The following is a 16691-nucleotide window of genomic DNA, read 5'->3' on the forward strand; positions in this document are numbered from 1 at the left end:
GCCTCACAAAACCGCTTTCGGGTAAGAGCCCAGCACCTTGAGTGCCACGGCTTCCTGACTGATCTTCTCCAGCACGCCTTTGACCAGCGGATCGCGGTGGTGGCCGATGAAGTCGATAAAGAACACATACGTCCATTTACCGCTGCGCGAAGGACGGGTCTCGATGCGCGTCAGGTCAATCCCGTTGTCGTGGAACGGCACCAGCAGCTCATGCAGCGCGCCAGGCTTGTTGCTCATGGAGACGATGATCGACGTCTTGTCGTCGCCGGTCGGCGGTACTTCCTGGCTGCCGATCATCAAGAAGCGCGTGGAGTTGTCCGGACGGTCCTCGATTTTCTCGGCCAGGCGCGTCAAGCCGTACAGGCCAGCGGCCATATCACCGGCAATCGCCGCCGAATTCCACTCGCCCTTGACCCGCTTGGCCGCTTCGGCGTTGCTGGACACCGCCACGCGCTCGACATTCGGGTAATGGGCGTCCAACCACTTGCGGCATTGGGCCAGGGACTGGGCGTGGGAATAGATACGGCTGATGCTGTCGGTCTTGGTGTTTTCGCCCACCAGCAGGTGGTGGTGGATGCGCAGCTCGACTTCGCCGCAGATCACCATGTCGTGCTCGAGGAAGCTGTCCAGCGTGTGGTTGACCGCGCCTTCGGTGGAGTTTTCCACCGGCACCACGCCAAAGTTCACCGCACCGGCGGCCACTTCGCGGAACACTTCGTCGATGGCGGCCATCGGCTTGCTGATCACCGCGTGACCGAAGTGCTTCATGGCGGCAGCCTGGGTGAACGTGCCCTCGGGACCGAGGTACGCCACCTTCAGCGGCTGCTCCAGGGCCAGGCACGACGACATGATTTCGCGGAACAACCGCGCCATCTCTTCGTTGCCCAGCGGCCCCTTGTTACGCTCCATCACGCGCTTGAGTACCTGGGCCTCGCGCTCAGGCCGGTAGAACACCGGCACTTCGCCTTCAGCCAGGGACGCCATCTTCACCCGTGCCACTTCCTGGGCGCACCGCGCGCGCTCACTGATCAGCTCCAGGACTTTCTCGTCCAGGCTGTCAATGCGCACGCGCAGGGCCTTGAGTTCTTGCTCAGACATTAGCCGTGTTCCTTTTCGAACTCTGCCATGTAGGCCACCAGCGCGTTGATCGCGTTGATGTCGACAGCGTTGTAGATGGAGGCGCGCATGCCGCCCACTGAACGATGGCCCTTGAGGTTCAGCAGGCCACGCGCGTCGGCACCGGCCAGGAACGGCTTGTCCAGGCGGTCATCGGCCAGGCGGAACGGCACGTTCATCCACGAGCGGTCGGTCAGGTTGATCGGGTTGCTGTACAGGCCGCTGGCGTCGATGAAGTTGTACAGGACGCGCTTCTTCTCTTCGTTGAGCTTGCCCATGGCAGCCACGCCACCCTGCTCTTTCAGCCACTCGAACACCAGGCCCGACAGGTACCAGGCGAACGCCGGCGGGGTGTTGTACATCGAGCCGTTATCAGCCGCGACCTTGTAGTTGAGCATGGTCGGGCACACCGAGCGGGCACGCCCCAGCAGGTCTTCACGGATGATGTTGACCAGGATGCCGCTCGGGCCGATGTTCTTCTGCGCGCCGGCGTAGATCATGCCGTACTTGGACACATCGATAGGGCGCGAAAGAATGTCCGAAGACATGTCGCACACCAGCGGGACATCCCCCACTTCAGGCACCCAGTCAAACTCCAGGCCACCAATGGTTTCGTTTTGCACGTAGTGCACGTAGGCCGCGTCCTTCGACAACTTCCATTCGTTCTGACCTGGAATCGCGAAGTAGTCGTAGGGTTTGGCGGTGCCGGCAACGTTGACATGGCCGTAGCGCGAAGCCTCTTCAATGGCTTTCTGCGACCAGATACCGGTGTCGATATAGTCGGCAGTGCCGTCTTCCGGCAGCAGGTTCAGCGGCAACTGGGCGAACTGCTGGCTCGCGCCGCCTTGCAGGAACAGCACTTTGTAGTCGGAAGGGATGTCCAGCAAGTCGCGCAGGTCCTGCTCGGCCTTGGTGGCAATGGACACGAACTCATCACTGCGATGGCTCATTTCCATCACGGAGAGGCCTTTTCCATGCCAGTCGAGGAGTTCACCCTGCGCACGCTGCAGGACTGCTTCAGGAAGCGCCGCGGGACCGGCACAGAAGTTATAGGCTCTCTTGCTCACATCCAATCTCTCTGATCTGGTGGGACTGAAATCAAACACTGTAGGCGTGAGCTTGCTCGCGAAAAACCCGAGAGCGCAAGGGCGTATCAGGCAGCCCGCGTTATCGTTGACGATTTTCGCGAGCAGGCTCGCTCCTACAGGGGGCGGCGTTGTTATTTCAAAGGGGACAAACAACAAGGGGGCGAATCTTCATCCGCCCCCTGTATGTCCGCTTATTCCTGCGGTTCTTCTTCGTCTGCGGCAGCGTCGAGGGTTGGCTCGTCGACGTTGTCATCGCCGCTTGCGATCACCTCGCCTTCGAACTCTTCACCTTCCAGCTCTTCACCTTCGACTTCCGACGGCTCCTGGACACGCTCCAGGCCGACCAGTTTTTCGTCCTTGGCCAGCTTGATCAGCGTCACGCCCTGGGTGTTACGGCCCAGGCTCGAGACTTCAGCTACGCGGGTACGCACCAGGGTGCCCTGGTCGGAAATCAGCATGATTTCCTCGCCATCGAGCACCTGGACCGCGCCGACCAGACGGCCGTTGCGATCGTTGCTGACCATGGCGATCACGCCTTGGCCGCCACGCTTGTACTCCGGGAACTCGCTGATGGCCGTACGCTTGCCATAACCACGCTCGGAAGCAGTGAGGATCTGGCTGCCTTCTTCCGGGATCAACATCGAAATCAGCTTCTGCCCTTCCGGCAGGCGCATACCACGCACACCGCGGGCGGTACGGCCCATGGCGCGAACGTCGGATTCCTTGAAGCGCGTCACCTTGCCACCGTCGGAGAACAGCATGACTTCACGCTCGCCATCGGTGATGGCCGCGCTGATCAATACGTCGCCTTCGTCCAGCTCCAGGGCGATCAGGCCCACGCTGCGTTGACGGCTGAAGGATTCAAGCGGGGTCTTCTTCACGGTGCCTTTGGCGGTGGCCATGAAGATGAAATGACCTTCGGTGTATTCCTCGACCGGCAACATGGTGGTGATGTATTCATCACTGTCCAGCGGCAGCAGGTTGACCAACGGACGACCACGGGCGGCACGGGAGGCTTCCGGGATTTCGTAGGTTTTCAGCCAGTACACCTTGCCCTTGCTGGAGAACAGCAGCAGCGTGGTGTGGCTGTTGGCGACCAGCAGGTGAGCGATGTAGTCCTCATCCTTCACGCCGGTAGCCGACTTACCTTTACCGCCACGACGCTGGGCCTGGTACGCAGCCAATGGCTGGGTCTTGGCATAGCCGCCGTGGGAGATGGTCACGACGCGCTCTTCTTCCGGGATCATGTCACCCAGGGTCAGGTCGAGGCGCGCATCGAGGATTTCGGTGCGGCGCACATCGCCGTATTCGGCACGGATCACTTCCAGTTCTTCGCGGATCACTTCCATCAGGCGCACGGCGCTGTTGAGGATGCGGATCAGCTCGCCGATCTGGTTGAGGATCTCCTGGTACTCGGCCAGCAGCTTCTCGTGCTCCAGGCCAGTCAGGCGGTGCAAGCGCAGTTCAAGGATGGCCTGGGCCTGTTCCGGCGACAGGAAGTACTTGCCGTCACGCAGACCGTATTGCGGGTCCAGGGTCTCTGGACGGCAAGAGTCGGCACCCGCGCGTTCAACCATGGCCACTACGGCGCTGGATTCCCACGGCATCTTGATCAACGCTTCTTTAGCTTCCGACGGCGTCGGCGAGGCCTTGATCAGGGCGATCACCGGGTCGATGTTCGACAGCGCAACCGCCTGGCCTTCCAGGATGTGGCCGCGTTCGCGAGCCTTGCGCAGTTCGAACACGGTACGGCGGGTGACCACTTCGCGGCGGTGACGCACGAAGGCTTCCAGCAGGTCCTTGAGGTTCAGGATGCGTGGGCGGCCGTCGATCAGTGCAACCACGTTGATACCAAACACGCTTTGCAGCTGGGTCTGGGCATAGAGGTTATTGAGGATCACCTCGGGCACTTCGCCGCGACGCAGCTCGATCACCACGCGCATACCGTCTTTGTCGGACTCGTCGCGCAGCTCGGTGATGCCTTCGAGTTTTTTCTCTTTGACCAGCTCGGCGATCTTCTCGATCAGGCGCGCCTTGTTCAGCTGGTAAGGCAGCTCAGTGATAACGATCTGCTGGCGGCCACCGACCTTGTCGATGTCTTCGATGATCGAGCGGGCACGCATGTAAATGCGGCCGCGACCGGTGCGGTAGGCTTCGATGATGCCGGCGCGACCGTTGATGATCGCGGCGGTCGGGAAGTCCGGACCGGGAATGTATTGCATCAGCTCATCGACGGTCAGCTCAGGGTTGTCGATGAGGGCCAGGCAACCGTCGATGACTTCACCGAGGTTGTGCGGCGGGATGTTGGTGGCCATGCCCACGGCGATACCGCTGGAGCCGTTGACCAGCAGGTTGGGAATACGGGTCGGCATGACCGCCGGGATCATTTCGGTGCCGTCGTAGTTCGGCACCCAGTCCACGGTTTCTTTATGCAGGTCGGCCAGCAGCTCGTGCGCCAGCTTGGTCATGCGCACTTCGGTGTATCGCATGGCCGCGGCGTTGTCGCCGTCGACCGAACCGAAGTTGCCCTGGCCGTCTACCAGCAGGTAGCGCAGGGAAAACGGCTGGGCCATCCGAACGATGGTGTCGTACACCGCGGTGTCGCCGTGAGGGTGATACTTACCGATCACGTCACCGACAACACGGGCAGATTTCTTGTACGGCTTGTTCCAGTCGTTACCCAGCTCGCTCATCGCGAACAGCACACGCCGGTGCACGGGCTTCAAGCCATCGCGCGCATCAGGCAGTGCCCGACCGACAATTACGCTCATCGCGTAGTCGAGGTAGGACTGTTTCAGCTCGTCTTCGATATTGACCGGGAGGATTTCTTTGGCCAGTTCGCCCATGAGAAGCCTGATTCCTTTTTCGGGTGAAACCTCGTCGCATCCATATGGGACGAACGAAGCTCGTCGCTGCCGGCATGGTGCCTGACAACGACTTACGACAAATCAACGAGTTATGACACGGATCTGCGCGTTAAGGATCCCCCCTCGGGGCGACCCTGGAAACCGCCGGATGTTATCACAATCGCCGCCACGCACCTATCCCCCTGATGCGCATGGAGACTAGTAATTTGACGGATGACAGGCTTGAAGAGGACGAGAGGGGCTCAGAGATGGGGTGGTGCTTTTTTTTGAGGGCGGATCGGAGGGTTTTATTGACTTTCAGGGCCAATCGGGGGCAAGCCCCCTCCCACATTTTGACTGTGTTCACCATTCAAGTGTGAGAGGGGGCTTGCCCCGATAGCCATTTCACAAACACCGCAGCCATCAATGCAGGCGTTTACGACACATCAACTTGGCCAGCTTGACCGTGTCAGGACGCTCGACGATGCCTTTTTCGGTCACGATCACATCGATCAGGTCGGCCGGGGTCACGTCAAACACCGGGTTATAGGCACTCACATCGGCAGCGAAGCGCTGGCCCGCGACTTCCAGCAATTCATCGGCATCACGCTCTTCCAGCGCCACGTCATCGCCGGTCGCCATCATCAGGTCGAGGGTCGAGCTCGGCGCCACCACCATAAACCGTACGCCGTGGTGCATGGCGCACACCGCCAGTTGATAGGTACCGATCTTGCCGATCACATCGCCATTGGCCGCGATACAGTCGGCGCCGACAACGACCCAGGTGACGCCCTTGGTCTTGAGAATATGCGCGCCCGCCGAATCCGCATTGACCATCACCGGAACACCATCGCCCGCCAACTCCCAGGCGGTCAGGCGCGAGCCTTGCAACCAGGGCCGGGTTTCGTTGGCGTAGACCTGTTCGACCAACCCCTCCAGGAAGGCCGCGCGAATCACGCCGAGGGCCGTGCCGAAGCCTCCCGTCGCCAACGCGCCCGCGTTGCCGTGGGTCAGGATCGCCTGGGCATTGCCTTGGTGCTTGCGAATCCGTTCGACGCCCAGTTGGGCCATGACAAGGTTGGCTTCACGATCGCTTTCATGGATTGCAATAGCCTCGGCTTCCAACATCGCCAGCGGGTCGGCGTGCTTTTTGACGCGGTCCAGGCGGTCGCGCATGCGCTTGAGGGCCCAGAACAGGTTCGAGGCGGTCGGGCGAGTCGCGGCCAGTAGTGCGTAGTCTTCTTCCCACGCGGCCTGCCAGTCGCCGCCTTCTGCGATGCGTTCGCGGGCGGCGAGCACCAGGCCATAGGCGGCGCTGATGCCGATGGCCGAGGCGCCGCGCACCACCATGGCGCGAATGGCCGCAGCCACCTCCTCCACCGTGGAGCAGCTCACCCAGCTTTCCCGCGAGGGCAACACACGCTGATCGAGCAGGTGCAGTGCGCCATCACGCCAATCGATGGCCTTCACTTTCTCCGCGGCCAACAGTCGATCGCGCATCCCTCACCCCGCTCTCATGAACAAAAGCCGCCGATTATAGCGATCCGCCAGCCAGGACGCTCGGGTATACTTCGCGCTTCTTTTATAGCTGCCCAGGAAGAAGCCTTCGATGACCCCCACTGCCGCCCCGCTCGACTTATTGCTACTGCCGACCTGGCTGGTACCTGTCGAACCTGCCGGCGTGGTGCTCAAGGAGCATGCCCTGGGCATCCGCGATGGGCGCATTGCCTTTATCGGGCCACGGGCGACGGCCTTGAAGCTTTCGGCCCGTGAAGTCCGCGAGCTGCCGGGCATGCTGCTCAGCCCGGGCCTGGTCAACGCCCACGGGCATGCGGCGATGAGCCTGTTTCGCGGCCTGGCCGACGACTTGCCACTGATGACCTGGCTGGAAAAACACATCTGGCCCGCCGAAGCCAAGTGGGTCGACGAAGCCTTCGTGCGCGACGGCACCGACCTGGCCATCGCCGAACAGCTCAAGGGCGGCATTACGTGTTTCTCGGACATGTACTTCTACCCCAAGGTCGCCAGCGAGTGCGTGCACAACAGCGGCATGCGAGCACAGATCGCGGTTCCGATCCTCGACTTCCCGATTCCCGGCGCCAGCACCGCCGATGAAGCCCTGCGCCAGGGCATCGAGCTGTTCGGCGACCTCAAGCATCACCCACGCATCAGGATCACCTTCGGCCCCCACGCCCCCTACACCGTGAGCGATGCCAACCTGGAAAAGATCCGGGTGATCGCCGAGGAGCTGGACGCCGCAATCCATATGCATGTGCACGAAACCGCGCATGAGGTGCAACAAGCGGTGGAGCAGACCGGCGAACGCCCGCTGGCACGCCTGGGCCGCCTCGGCCTGCTGGGCCCGCGCTTCCAGGCCGTTCACATGACCCAAATCAGCGAGGATGACCTGGCTTTGCTGGTAGAAAGCAACACCAGCGTGATCCATTGCCCGGAATCGAACCTGAAACTGGCCAGCGGCTTCTGCCCGGTGGAGCGTCTGTGGCAGGCTGGCGTCAACGTGGCCATCGGCACCGATGGCGCCGCCAGCAACAATGACCTGGACCTGTTGGGCGAAACCCGCACGGCTGCAATGCTGGCCAAGGCCGTTGCCGGCTCGGCCACCGCGCTGGACGCCCATCGCGCCCTGCGCATGGCGACCCTCAACGGCGCCCGGGCCCTGGGCCTGGAGAGCGAGATAGGTTCGCTGGAAGTCGGCAAGGCAGCGGATATCGTGGCCTTCGATCTTTCAGGGTTGGCGCAACAACCGATCTACGATCCGGTCTCACAACTTATATATGCCACCGGACGCGATTGCGTGAAACACCTTTGGGTCGCCGGCAAGCAGTTGCTCGACGACCGGCAATTGACCCGCATGGATGAACAACAGTTGACCGCCACGGCCATTGCCTGGGGTAGACGCATCAGCGGGCACTAAGCATAACGCCGGTGCTGAACCCGTGCGTTCAGCACCGGCAAACCGATTTATCCGTTTTAGAGGATGCACCATGAGCAACGTTGACCACGCCGAAATCGCCAAATTCGAAGCCTTGGCGCACCGCTGGTGGGACCGCGAAAGCGAGTTCAAGCCCCTGCACGACATCAACCCCCTGCGGGTCAACTGGATTGACGAGCGCGTCAACCTGGCCGGCAAGAAGGTGCTGGATGTCGGTTGCGGTGGCGGCATCCTCAGTGAAGCCATGGCCCAGCGCGGCGCGACCGTGATGGGTATCGACATGGGCGAAGCGCCGCTGGCCGTGGCCCAGTTGCACCAGCTGGAGTCCGGGGTGAGCGTGGAATACCGCCAGATCACTGCCGAAGCCCTGGCCGACGAGTTGCCCGAGCAGTTCGACGTGGTCACTTGCCTTGAGATGCTGGAACACGTGCCGGACCCGTCCTCGGTGATCCGCGCCTGCTTCCGCATGGTCAAGCCGGGCGGCCAGGTGTTCTTCTCCACCATCAACCGCAATCCCAAGGCTTACCTGTTCGCGATCATCGGCGCTGAATACATCATGAAGCTGCTGCCGCGCGGCACCCATGACTTCAAGAAATTTATCCGCCCATCCGAACTGGGCGCGTGGAGCCGCCAGGCCGGGCTGACCGTCAAGGACATCATCGGCCTGACCTACAACCCGCTGACCAAGCACTACAAGCTGGCCAGCGACGTCGACGTCAACTACATGATCCAGACCCTGCGCGAGGAGTGAGCCTGTGAAGTTGCGAGCGGTTCTCTTCGATATGGACGGTACCTTGCTGGACACCGCACCAGACTTTATCGCCATCTGCCAGGCCATGCGCGCTGACCGCGGCCTCGCGCCGGTCAACGACCAGCACATCCGCGATGAAATTTCCGGCGGTGCACGGGCGATGGTCGCCGTGACCTTCGCCATGGACCCGGAATCCCCAGGCTTTGAAGAGCTGCGCCAGGAATTCCTGGAGCGCTACCTCAAGGGCTGCGCGATTCACAGCGCGTTGTTCGACGGCATGGCCGAACTGCTGGAAGACATCGAGAAGTCCAAGCTGATCTGGGGCGTGGTCACCAACAAGCCGGTGCGCTTTGCCGAACCGATCATGCAGCAACTGGGCCTGGCCGAGCGGTCGGCGTTGCTGATCTGCCCGGACCACGTGACGAACAGCAAGCCGCACCCCGAGCCGCTGATCCTGGCGTGCAAGATGCTCGACCTGGACCCGGCCAGCGTGCTGTTCGTGGGCGATGACCTGCGCGACATCGAATCCGGCCGCGATGCCGGCACCCGCACCGCAGCGGTGACCTATGGCTATATCCACCCGGACGACAACCCACGTCACTGGGGCGCGGACGTGGTAGTGGATCACCCGCTGGAACTGCGCAAGGTGCTGGATAACGCGCTGTGCAGTTGCTGATGGCTCACGCGCTCTACTGACTAAGGAAGATCCAATGTGGGTGTTTGCAACCTACTGAATTCTGTCGAGGCTTTTTATGTTTGATTACTCTGCACGTCCAGAACTGCTCAAAGGCCGGGTCATCCTGGTGACCGGTGCGGGTCGCGGGATTGGCGCGGCGGCAGCGAAAACCTACGCGGCCCATGGCGCCACCGTGCTGTTGCTGGGCAAGACCGAAGCCAACCTGGCCCAGGTGTATGACGAGATCGAAGCCGCCGGCCACCCACAACCGGTGGTCATCCCGTTCAACCTGGAGACCGCCCTGCCCCATCAATACGATGAGCTGGCCGCGATGATCGAAAAAGAATTCGGCCACCTCGACGGCCTGCTGCACAACGCCTCGATCATCGGCCCACGCACGCCGATCGAGCAGTTGTCCGGCGAGAACTTCATGCGGGTGATGCACATCAACGTGAATGCCATGTTCATGTTGACCAGTACGCTGCTGCCACTGCTCAAGCTGTCCCAGGATGCGTCGGTGGTGTTCACCTCCAGCAGCGTCGGGCGTAAGGGCCGTGCGTATTGGGGGGCTTACGGCGTGTCGAAATTCGCCACTGAAGGCCTGATGCAAACCCTGGCCGACGAGCTCGACACAGTTGCGCCCGTACGGGCCAACAGCATCAACCCAGGCGCCACGCGCACCAGCATGCGGGCGCAGGCGTACCCAGGGGAAAACCCGGCGGATAACCCGGCACCGGAAGCAATCATGCCGGTGTACCTGTACCTGATGGGGCCGGACAGTACCGGGATCAATGGGCAGGCGTTCGACGCGCAGTAAAACCAAATGTGGGAGGGGGCTTGCCCCGATGGCGGTGGGTCAGCCACAGATACAGTGACTGACACCCTGCCATCGGGGGCAAGCCCCCTCCCACATTTCGATTGCGGTGTTCCCTGGGCCTTAGTTTTTCACCACTTCCTCAAGGGTGAAGCGTCCCAGTGGGTTTTGCAGGAAGTTGCTCACATTCTTGCGCGAGATGTTGATGTACGGGCTGTAGTACAGGTCGATCCAGTTCACATCCTGTTTCGCCAGTTTCTGCAGGTCGATATACATCTGCTCACGCTTGGCCGGGTCGGCCTCGATGCGGGCCGCGGCCACCAGCGCCTTGACCTGGTCGTTCTTGTAGCGGGTCATGTAGTTCTGGTTGGTGTCGTGGCCCAGTACGAAGGTGGTCTTCTGGTCCGGGTCGAGGATGTCGTTGGTCCAGTACATCACTGAAATATCGTAAGTACCGTCCACCAGCATCTGCCAGCTTTGAGTCGGGTCGACTTTCTGCAGGTTGGCGGTGACGCCGACCTTGGCCAGTTGATCCTTGATGATCACCGCAATCTGCTCGTCGGCCTCGTTGCCGGCGTTGACCACATAGTTGAGCTTCAAGTCCTTGGCGCCGGCATCGGCCAGCAGCTTCTTGGCGGCGGCGGGGTCATACGGGCGCTGCAGGTTGTTGGCGTAGTGGTACAGCGAGCCTTTTGGAATGTAGGAATAGGCCACGGTGCCTTGACCGTAAGTGGCGGTCTTCACCAGCGATTGTTTATCGATGGACATGTCCAGTGCCTGACGCACTTCCGGCTTGGCCAACAGGCCGTGCTCGTGGTTGATCAGCAGGTGGTCTTCACGGGTCGACGGGTCGGAGTGGATCACCACGTTCTTGTCTTTTTTCAGCTCTTCCACCCGGGAGAACGGTACAAAGATCGCCGTGTCCAGCTCGTTGTTCTGCACCATGCGCATGCGCGTGTTGTCGTCAGTGACCGACACCCACTCCACGCCATCCAGGCTCACGTTCTTGGCCTGCCAGAAGTTCGGGTTCTTTTTCAGGATCACCCGATCGCCCTTGCGCCATTCGTCCACGGTAAACGCACCGGAAGTCACCGGGTTTTCCGCGTAGGCGTCTTCGCCCATCTTGGTCATGGCTTTTTCCGACAGGATCGATACCGTCGGCGACGCGAGTTGCGAGAGGAAGGCGACCGCAGGGGTTTTCAGCGTCACGACCAGGGTTTTGGGGTCGGTGGCCTTGGCCGTATTGATCAGGCTGAACGGGTCGCTCCACAGCGAAGCCTTGTTGTCGCGGATACGCAACAGGCTGAACGCCGCATCCTCAGCGGTGATCGGCGAGCCGTCGGAGAACTTCGCCTCACGCAGTTTGAAGGTGTAGGTCAGGCCGTCCTTGGAGATATCCCAGCTTTCGGCCAGCCCCGGCTCCATCTTGGTCCCCAGGTTATCCACGCGCACCAGGGTGTCGTAGACGTTGGCGAATACCCAGGTGTCGCGGTTTTGCGCACTTTTGATCGGGTCAAACGTGGTGCTGTCTTCACGGCAACCGATGGTCAATACGCCAGCGGCCTGGGCCAGCCCGGCAGTGAGGGACCAGGCGGTTAACGTCGCAGCAGCGAGCAACTTCAAGTGGCGGGATTGCATGTCATAACTCCTTGTTTATGGACGGCAGAAAGGGTCAACGGTTCTTCAAGCACGCAACTGTACCGATGCTCGTGCAGGAAATGGGTCGGCGGCAACACCATGGAACACAGGGCCTTGGCATACCGGCAACGCGGGTGAAACGCACAGCCGGTGGGCACATTCAATGGGCTGGGTGGCTCACCCGGCAAGGGTTCCGTAGGCAATGGCCGATGCGGATCGATCTCCGGGATCGCCTGGATCAGCGCCGCCGTATACGGATGGCGCGGCGAAGTGAACACCGCCTCCACCGGGCCCTCCTCGACGATCTTGCCCAGGTACATCACCGCCACGCGGTCGCACAGGCGGCGCACGATGGCCAGGTCATGGGCGATGAACAGGATCGCCAGGTTCATGCGCTGTTGCAGCTCCAGCAACAGGTTGATGATCTGGCCCTGGATCGACACATCCAGCGCCGCCACACACTCATCAGCGATGATCAAGCGCGGCTCCACCGCCAGCGCCCGGGCGATGCCCACGCGCTGGCACTGGCCGCCGCTGAGCGCGCCGGGTTTGCGCTCGGCGAGTTCGGGACGCAGGCCGACCAGGTCGAGCAGTTCGTTGACGCGAGCCGGAATCTGTTGCGCGGGGACCTTGCGTTGCACCCGCAGCACCTCGGCAATGGTTTCGCCAATGGTGTGGCGCGGGTTCAGCGCGGCATACGGGTCCTGGAAAATCATCGCGGTTTCATGGCGCAGCCGGGCGATATCGATGGCGCTGCCGTGGGCCATATCAATACCGTCGAACAACACTTGGCCGGCGCTGATCGGGTTGAGGTGCAGAATCGCACGGCCCAGAGTGCTCTTGCCGCTGCCGGATTCGCCCACCAGGCCGAGGGTCTCGCCCGCCGCCAGGTTCAGCGATACCCCGTTCACCGCCCTCACCCACTGCTTGTTCAAACCCAACACGCCAGTGCCAGACGCGGCAAAGCGCACCTCCAGGTCTTTGATCTGCAACAGGCTCATGGCCGATCTCCCAAAGGATAGTGACAGGCCACACGCGAGCCTTCAGGCTGCTGCTGGGTGCATAGGTCGCCGACCTGCGGGCAGCGTGGGTTGAAGCGACACCCGGCGGGCAACGCATCCAGCAGCGGCGGCTGGCCTGGGATGGTGCGCAGCAACGCATGCCCGCTGCTGTGGGCAGGCTGGCAGTCGATCAGCCCAGCGGTGTAAGGATGCCGGGGGTGGGCCAGCAGGTCGTATTTGCTGCCATGCTCGCACAGGCGACCGGCGTACATCACGGCGATGGAGTCGCAGGTCTGCGCCACCACGCCGAGGTCGTGGGTGATCATGATGATCGACAGGCCACGCTGGTCGCGCAGGTCCAGCAACAGGCGCAGGATTTGCGCCTGCACGGTCACATCGAGGGCCGTGGTCGGCTCATCGGCGATCAACACCTGCGGGTTGCAGCCCAGGGCCACGGCGATCATCGCGCGCTGGCGCATGCCGCCGGAAAACTCATGGGGATAGTTGTCGACCCGCGCCTGGGGATCAGGGATCCCCACCTGGCGCAGCACGTCGATGGCTTGCAGGCGCGCGTCTTTCTTCGACGCACCTTGATGCAGGCGAATCCCCTCGGCGATCTGCTCGCCAATGCGCATCAGCGGGTCGAGGTGGCTGCTGGGGTTCTGGAAGATCATGCCCAGTTGCCCGCCACGCACTGCGCGCATGCCGGCGTCATCCAGCTGCAACAAATCGCGACCGGCCAGGCGCACGGCCCCGCCTTGCACCCGCAGGTTGGGCGACGGCAACAAGCGCATCAGCCCGCGACAGGCCATCGTCTTGCCCGAGCCGCTTTCACCCACCAGGCCGAGGATTTCACCTTCGGCCAGGTCAAAGGACACACGATCGACCAGGGTGACATCACGCCCGGCGTTATGGGCGATCACACTCAAGTCCTGTACCTGAAGCAGGCTCATGTTCGATCCCCCAGCACTTGCGCCACACCGTCGGCCAACAGGCTGAAGCCCATGGCCAGGGTCACGATGGCCAGGCCCGGGAAGGTGCAGAGCCACCAGGCCGTGGTGATAAAGGCCTGCCCTTCGGCCACCATGGTGCCCCATTCGGCGGTCGGCGGTTGTACACCCAGGCCGAGGTAGCTCACCGCCGCCCCATTGAGCAGCACCAGCACGGCGTCAGACATGGAAAACACAATCGAGCCAAACAGGGCGTTGGGCAGCAAATGCCGAAACAGGATGCGCCCGTGGCCAAATCCCAGGCTCTTGGCCGCCAGGGCAAAGTCGCTTTCCTTGAGCACCAGGATCTGCGAGCGGATCAGCCGCGCATACGACACCCAGCCCACCAGCGCCATGGCGATATAAAAACTCTTCAAGCCCGGGCCGAGGATGGCCATGATCGCCAACATCAATACCAGGAACGGGAACGCCAGGACCACGTCGATCACGCGCATGCAGAAATTGTCGAAACGCCCGCCGATGTAGCCGGAAACCGCACCGACAAAGGTGCCGATCATGAACGGGAAAATCACCCCGACAATGGCCAATTGCAGGTCAATGCGCGCGCCCCAGATCACCCGCGAAAGGATGTCACGACCATAATTGTCCGTGCCAAACGGATGGGCAAGGCTTGGCCCCAGCAGGCTCAGATCCGTGTTCTGCGCAATCGGGTCATAGGGCGCGATCCACGGCGCGAACAGCGCCAAGGCAAACCACGCCAACAGAATCGCCAGGCCCCACGCGGCGGTCAGCCGGCCATTGCGAAAGCCAAACCGCAAGCGCAAGCGCCAGGGCACAATCAACGAGCGGCTGTTCATTGCATTTTCACCCGTGGGTCGAGGGCGACGGTCACGACATCCGCCACAAAGTTGACCACCACCGTCGCACAGGCCAGCACCATGGCCACCCCCTGCACCACCATGTAGTCGCGGGTAAAGATGCCACGGACCAGCAACTGACCGATGCCGGGAATGGCGAACAGGCTTTCGATCACCACCGTGCCGCTGATCAACCAACCGATGTTCACCGCCAGCAGGTTGACCGCCGGCACCAGGGAATTGGGCAACACATGCCGGCGAAACACCGCAGCCTCCGACAACCCACGGGCGCGGGCGGCGGTGACATGGTCGGCCTGCAACTCCATCAACATGCTCGCCCGCAGGTTGCGCACCAGCACCGCGGACAACGCCAGGGCGATGGTCAGGCATGGCAGGACCATATGGTGCGCCTTGTCCAGCCAGGTGCGGCCGTAGCCCGACACCGGGAACAAGCCCCATTGCACGCTGAGCAACAGGATCAGCATCAAGCCCAGCCAGAATGCCGGCATGCCCAGGCCGACCGTGGTGAATACGCGGATCAGGTTGTCGGCCCAGCCACCTTTATGCCGCGCCGCCAAGGTCGCCAGCGGTATCGCGATCAACAGCGCCAGCACCACGCTGCCAAGGACCAGCACCAACGTCGGCTCGATGCGGGTGACGATCAGCTTCAGGGCATCGACCTTGTACAGCAGCGATTGGCCGAGGTCGCCCTTGAGCAGGTTTTTGAGAAAGTAGAAATATTGCAGCCACAACGGCTGGTCGAGGCCGAACTGCGCGCGGATTTTCAGCAAGGCGTCCGGGGTGCTGCGCGAGCCCAGCAGCGCGCGGGCGGGGTCGCCGGGAATCGAGCGTACCAGCACAAAGGTGATCAGGCTGATGCCAAACAGCACCGGCAACAATTGCAGGGGCCGGGACAGTACAAAACGGTAGCGCGCCAGGTTCATTCGTCAGCCTCGATGGCGAGCAAGAAAGTCCAGCAGCACCGGGAAGTACGCGTGAGGCTCTTCATAAAAGGGCATATGGCTGCTGTTGGGGAACACATGCAGCTCGGCGTGGCGAGCCGCCAACTTCATGCGCATGGCGCAGGCCGGGGTCAGTTCATCGTGCTGGCCGGTGGTGATCAGCATCGGCATCTTGAAATCGGCCATCTCGGGGATGCGGTTCCAGTCCTTGAGGTTGCCAATATAGAGAAATTCATTCGGCCCCTGCATGGTTTCGTAGGGCCCCATGTTCCAGTCATCCAGGGAGCGCTTGACCGGTGCCGGCCACTCGTCCAGACGACACACATGACGGTAGTTGAGCAAGGTGATCGCCGCCTGGTACTGCGGGTGGTCCAGGGTGCCCATGGCTTCATGGCGCTGCATCATCGCCACGGTTTCGCTGCCCAGGGCGCCGCGCAGGCGTTCCAGTTCCTGGGACAGGTGCGGGATGTCGCCGACGGTGTTTTCCAGGATCAGGCTTTTCAGGGCGGCGGGGTAATGGATAGCGTATTCGATCGCCAGCCAGCCGCCCCAGGAATGGCCGAGCAAATGCACACGGCCCAGGCCCAGGGCCTGGCGCACGGTTTCGACTTCTTCGACATAACGGCGGATTTCCCACAGGGAAACATCGGTCGGTCTGGCTGAAGCGCCAGTGCCAAGCTGATCGAATGCAACCACTCGCAGGTTATGGTCTTTGAGCCAGCCATGGGCGTCACGCAAGTAGTCACACGGCAGGCCAGGACCGCCGTTGAGGCACAGCAGCACCTCATCGCCGTCACCAAAGCTGTAGGCCACGAGGTTATGGCCGTCGACTTGCACGTTGTACTGCTGGTCGGGGGCAATTTCACGCCACATGCATACATTCCTTGTGTTGTATCGGCCTGGCGGGTAGCGGCCGTTAATCAGGCCAACACTACCGAGGATGCCGTGTGTCCATAACCTAGTATTTCTTATAGGTTTGGCCTGGCAGTCCTTCGCCGGGGCGTGGCATTCTACTTGCCGCAAGTCGAGATTCAAATGA

Annotated in this window: 14 protein-coding genes; 4 read left to right on the forward strand and 10 right to left on the reverse strand. The window is 61.8% G+C overall.

What is annotated here, in order from left to right; translation table 11 throughout:
- Positions 1 to 3: 3 nt before the first annotated feature.
- The 4 genes from pheA to mtnA all read right to left on the reverse strand — a co-directional run bounded on the left by pheA (position 4) and on the right by mtnA (position 6550).
- On the reverse strand, positions 4 to 1098 hold the full coding sequence (gene pheA, locus QU606_RS07520; RefSeq protein ID WP_003172650.1) for a prephenate dehydratase: 1095 nt from the start codon (positions 1096 to 1098) through the stop codon (positions 4 to 6).
- The gene (gene serC / locus QU606_RS07525) at positions 1098 to 2183 is read right to left on the reverse strand and encodes a 3-phosphoserine/phosphohydroxythreonine transaminase (RefSeq protein ID WP_024074153.1); all 1086 of its coding nucleotides are present in this window, start codon (positions 2181 to 2183) and stop codon (positions 1098 to 1100) included. Before serC ends, pheA begins: the two co-directional genes overlap by 1 nt.
- Positions 2184 to 2395: 212 nt before the next feature.
- Positions 2396 to 5050, reverse strand: coding sequence for a DNA gyrase subunit A (gyrA, locus tag QU606_RS07530; RefSeq protein ID WP_024074152.1), 2655 nt, complete (start codon positions 5048 to 5050; stop codon positions 2396 to 2398).
- Between the two features lie 423 nt (positions 5051 to 5473).
- On the reverse strand, positions 5474 to 6550 hold the full coding sequence (gene mtnA / locus QU606_RS07535) for an S-methyl-5-thioribose-1-phosphate isomerase (protein ID WP_150056197.1): 1077 nt from the start codon (positions 6548 to 6550) through the stop codon (positions 5474 to 5476).
- A 109-nt stretch (positions 6551 to 6659) separates the two neighbouring features.
- On the opposite strand from mtnA, the gene QU606_RS07540 reads away from it, so the two are divergent.
- The 4 genes from QU606_RS07540 (at position 6660) to QU606_RS07555 (ending at position 10247) form a co-directional block, all read left to right on the forward strand.
- Entirely contained in the window at positions 6660 to 7985 is a 1326-nt protein-coding gene (locus tag QU606_RS07540) for a TRZ/ATZ family hydrolase (protein ID WP_069075513.1), read from the forward strand.
- Positions 7986 to 8055: 70 nt separating this feature from the next.
- The gene (gene ubiG / locus QU606_RS07545) at positions 8056 to 8754 is read left to right on the forward strand and encodes a bifunctional 2-polyprenyl-6-hydroxyphenol methylase/3-demethylubiquinol 3-O-methyltransferase UbiG (RefSeq protein WP_024074149.1); all 699 of its coding nucleotides are present in this window, start codon (positions 8056 to 8058) and stop codon (positions 8752 to 8754) included.
- 4 nt (positions 8755 to 8758) lie between these two features.
- Positions 8759 to 9430 carry an N-acetylmuramic acid 6-phosphate phosphatase MupP gene (mupP, locus tag QU606_RS07550; protein ID WP_150293086.1) on the forward strand — a complete coding sequence of 224 codons (672 nt, stop codon included), beginning with the start codon at positions 8759 to 8761 and terminating at the stop codon, positions 9428 to 9430.
- Between the two features lie 76 nt (positions 9431 to 9506).
- Positions 9507 to 10247, forward strand: coding sequence for a YciK family oxidoreductase (locus QU606_RS07555; protein WP_024074147.1), 741 nt, complete (start codon positions 9507 to 9509; stop codon positions 10245 to 10247).
- A 120-nt stretch (positions 10248 to 10367) separates the two neighbouring features.
- On the opposite strand, the gene QU606_RS07560 is transcribed toward QU606_RS07555, so the two are convergent.
- From QU606_RS07560 to QU606_RS07585, 6 genes are read right to left on the reverse strand one after another with little or no spacing between them, the layout of a single operon-like run.
- Positions 10368 to 11882, reverse strand: coding sequence for an ABC transporter substrate-binding protein (locus QU606_RS07560; protein WP_304998263.1), 1515 nt, complete (start codon positions 11880 to 11882; stop codon positions 10368 to 10370).
- Entirely contained in the window at positions 11864 to 12883 is a 1020-nt protein-coding gene (locus tag QU606_RS07565; protein ID WP_102624377.1) for an ABC transporter ATP-binding protein, read from the reverse strand. The genes QU606_RS07560 and QU606_RS07565 overlap by 19 nt, the downstream gene beginning before the upstream one ends.
- A complete protein-coding gene (locus QU606_RS07570) occupies positions 12880 to 13836 on the reverse strand; it encodes an ABC transporter ATP-binding protein (protein ID WP_069075510.1) in 957 nt (318 codons plus the stop codon). The genes QU606_RS07565 and QU606_RS07570 overlap by 4 nt, the downstream gene beginning before the upstream one ends.
- Positions 13833 to 14690 (reverse strand): ABC transporter permease, encoded by an 858-nt coding sequence (locus QU606_RS07575; protein ID WP_024074143.1) that lies wholly within the window; start codon positions 14688 to 14690, stop codon positions 13833 to 13835. Before QU606_RS07575 ends, QU606_RS07570 begins: the two co-directional genes overlap by 4 nt.
- On the reverse strand, positions 14687 to 15634 hold the full coding sequence (locus QU606_RS07580; protein WP_024074142.1) for an ABC transporter permease: 948 nt from the start codon (positions 15632 to 15634) through the stop codon (positions 14687 to 14689). Before QU606_RS07580 ends, QU606_RS07575 begins: the two co-directional genes overlap by 4 nt.
- A gap of 3 nt (positions 15635 to 15637) precedes the next feature.
- Positions 15638 to 16525, reverse strand: coding sequence for a proline iminopeptidase-family hydrolase (locus tag QU606_RS07585; RefSeq protein WP_024074141.1), 888 nt, complete (start codon positions 16523 to 16525; stop codon positions 15638 to 15640).
- Between the last annotated feature and the right edge of the window lie 166 nt (positions 16526 to 16691).

The sequence above is a fragment of the Pseudomonas sp. OVF7 genome (genome assembly GCF_030644265.1).
Classification (GTDB): Bacteria; Pseudomonadota; Gammaproteobacteria; order Pseudomonadales; family Pseudomonadaceae; genus Aquipseudomonas; species Aquipseudomonas gorinensis.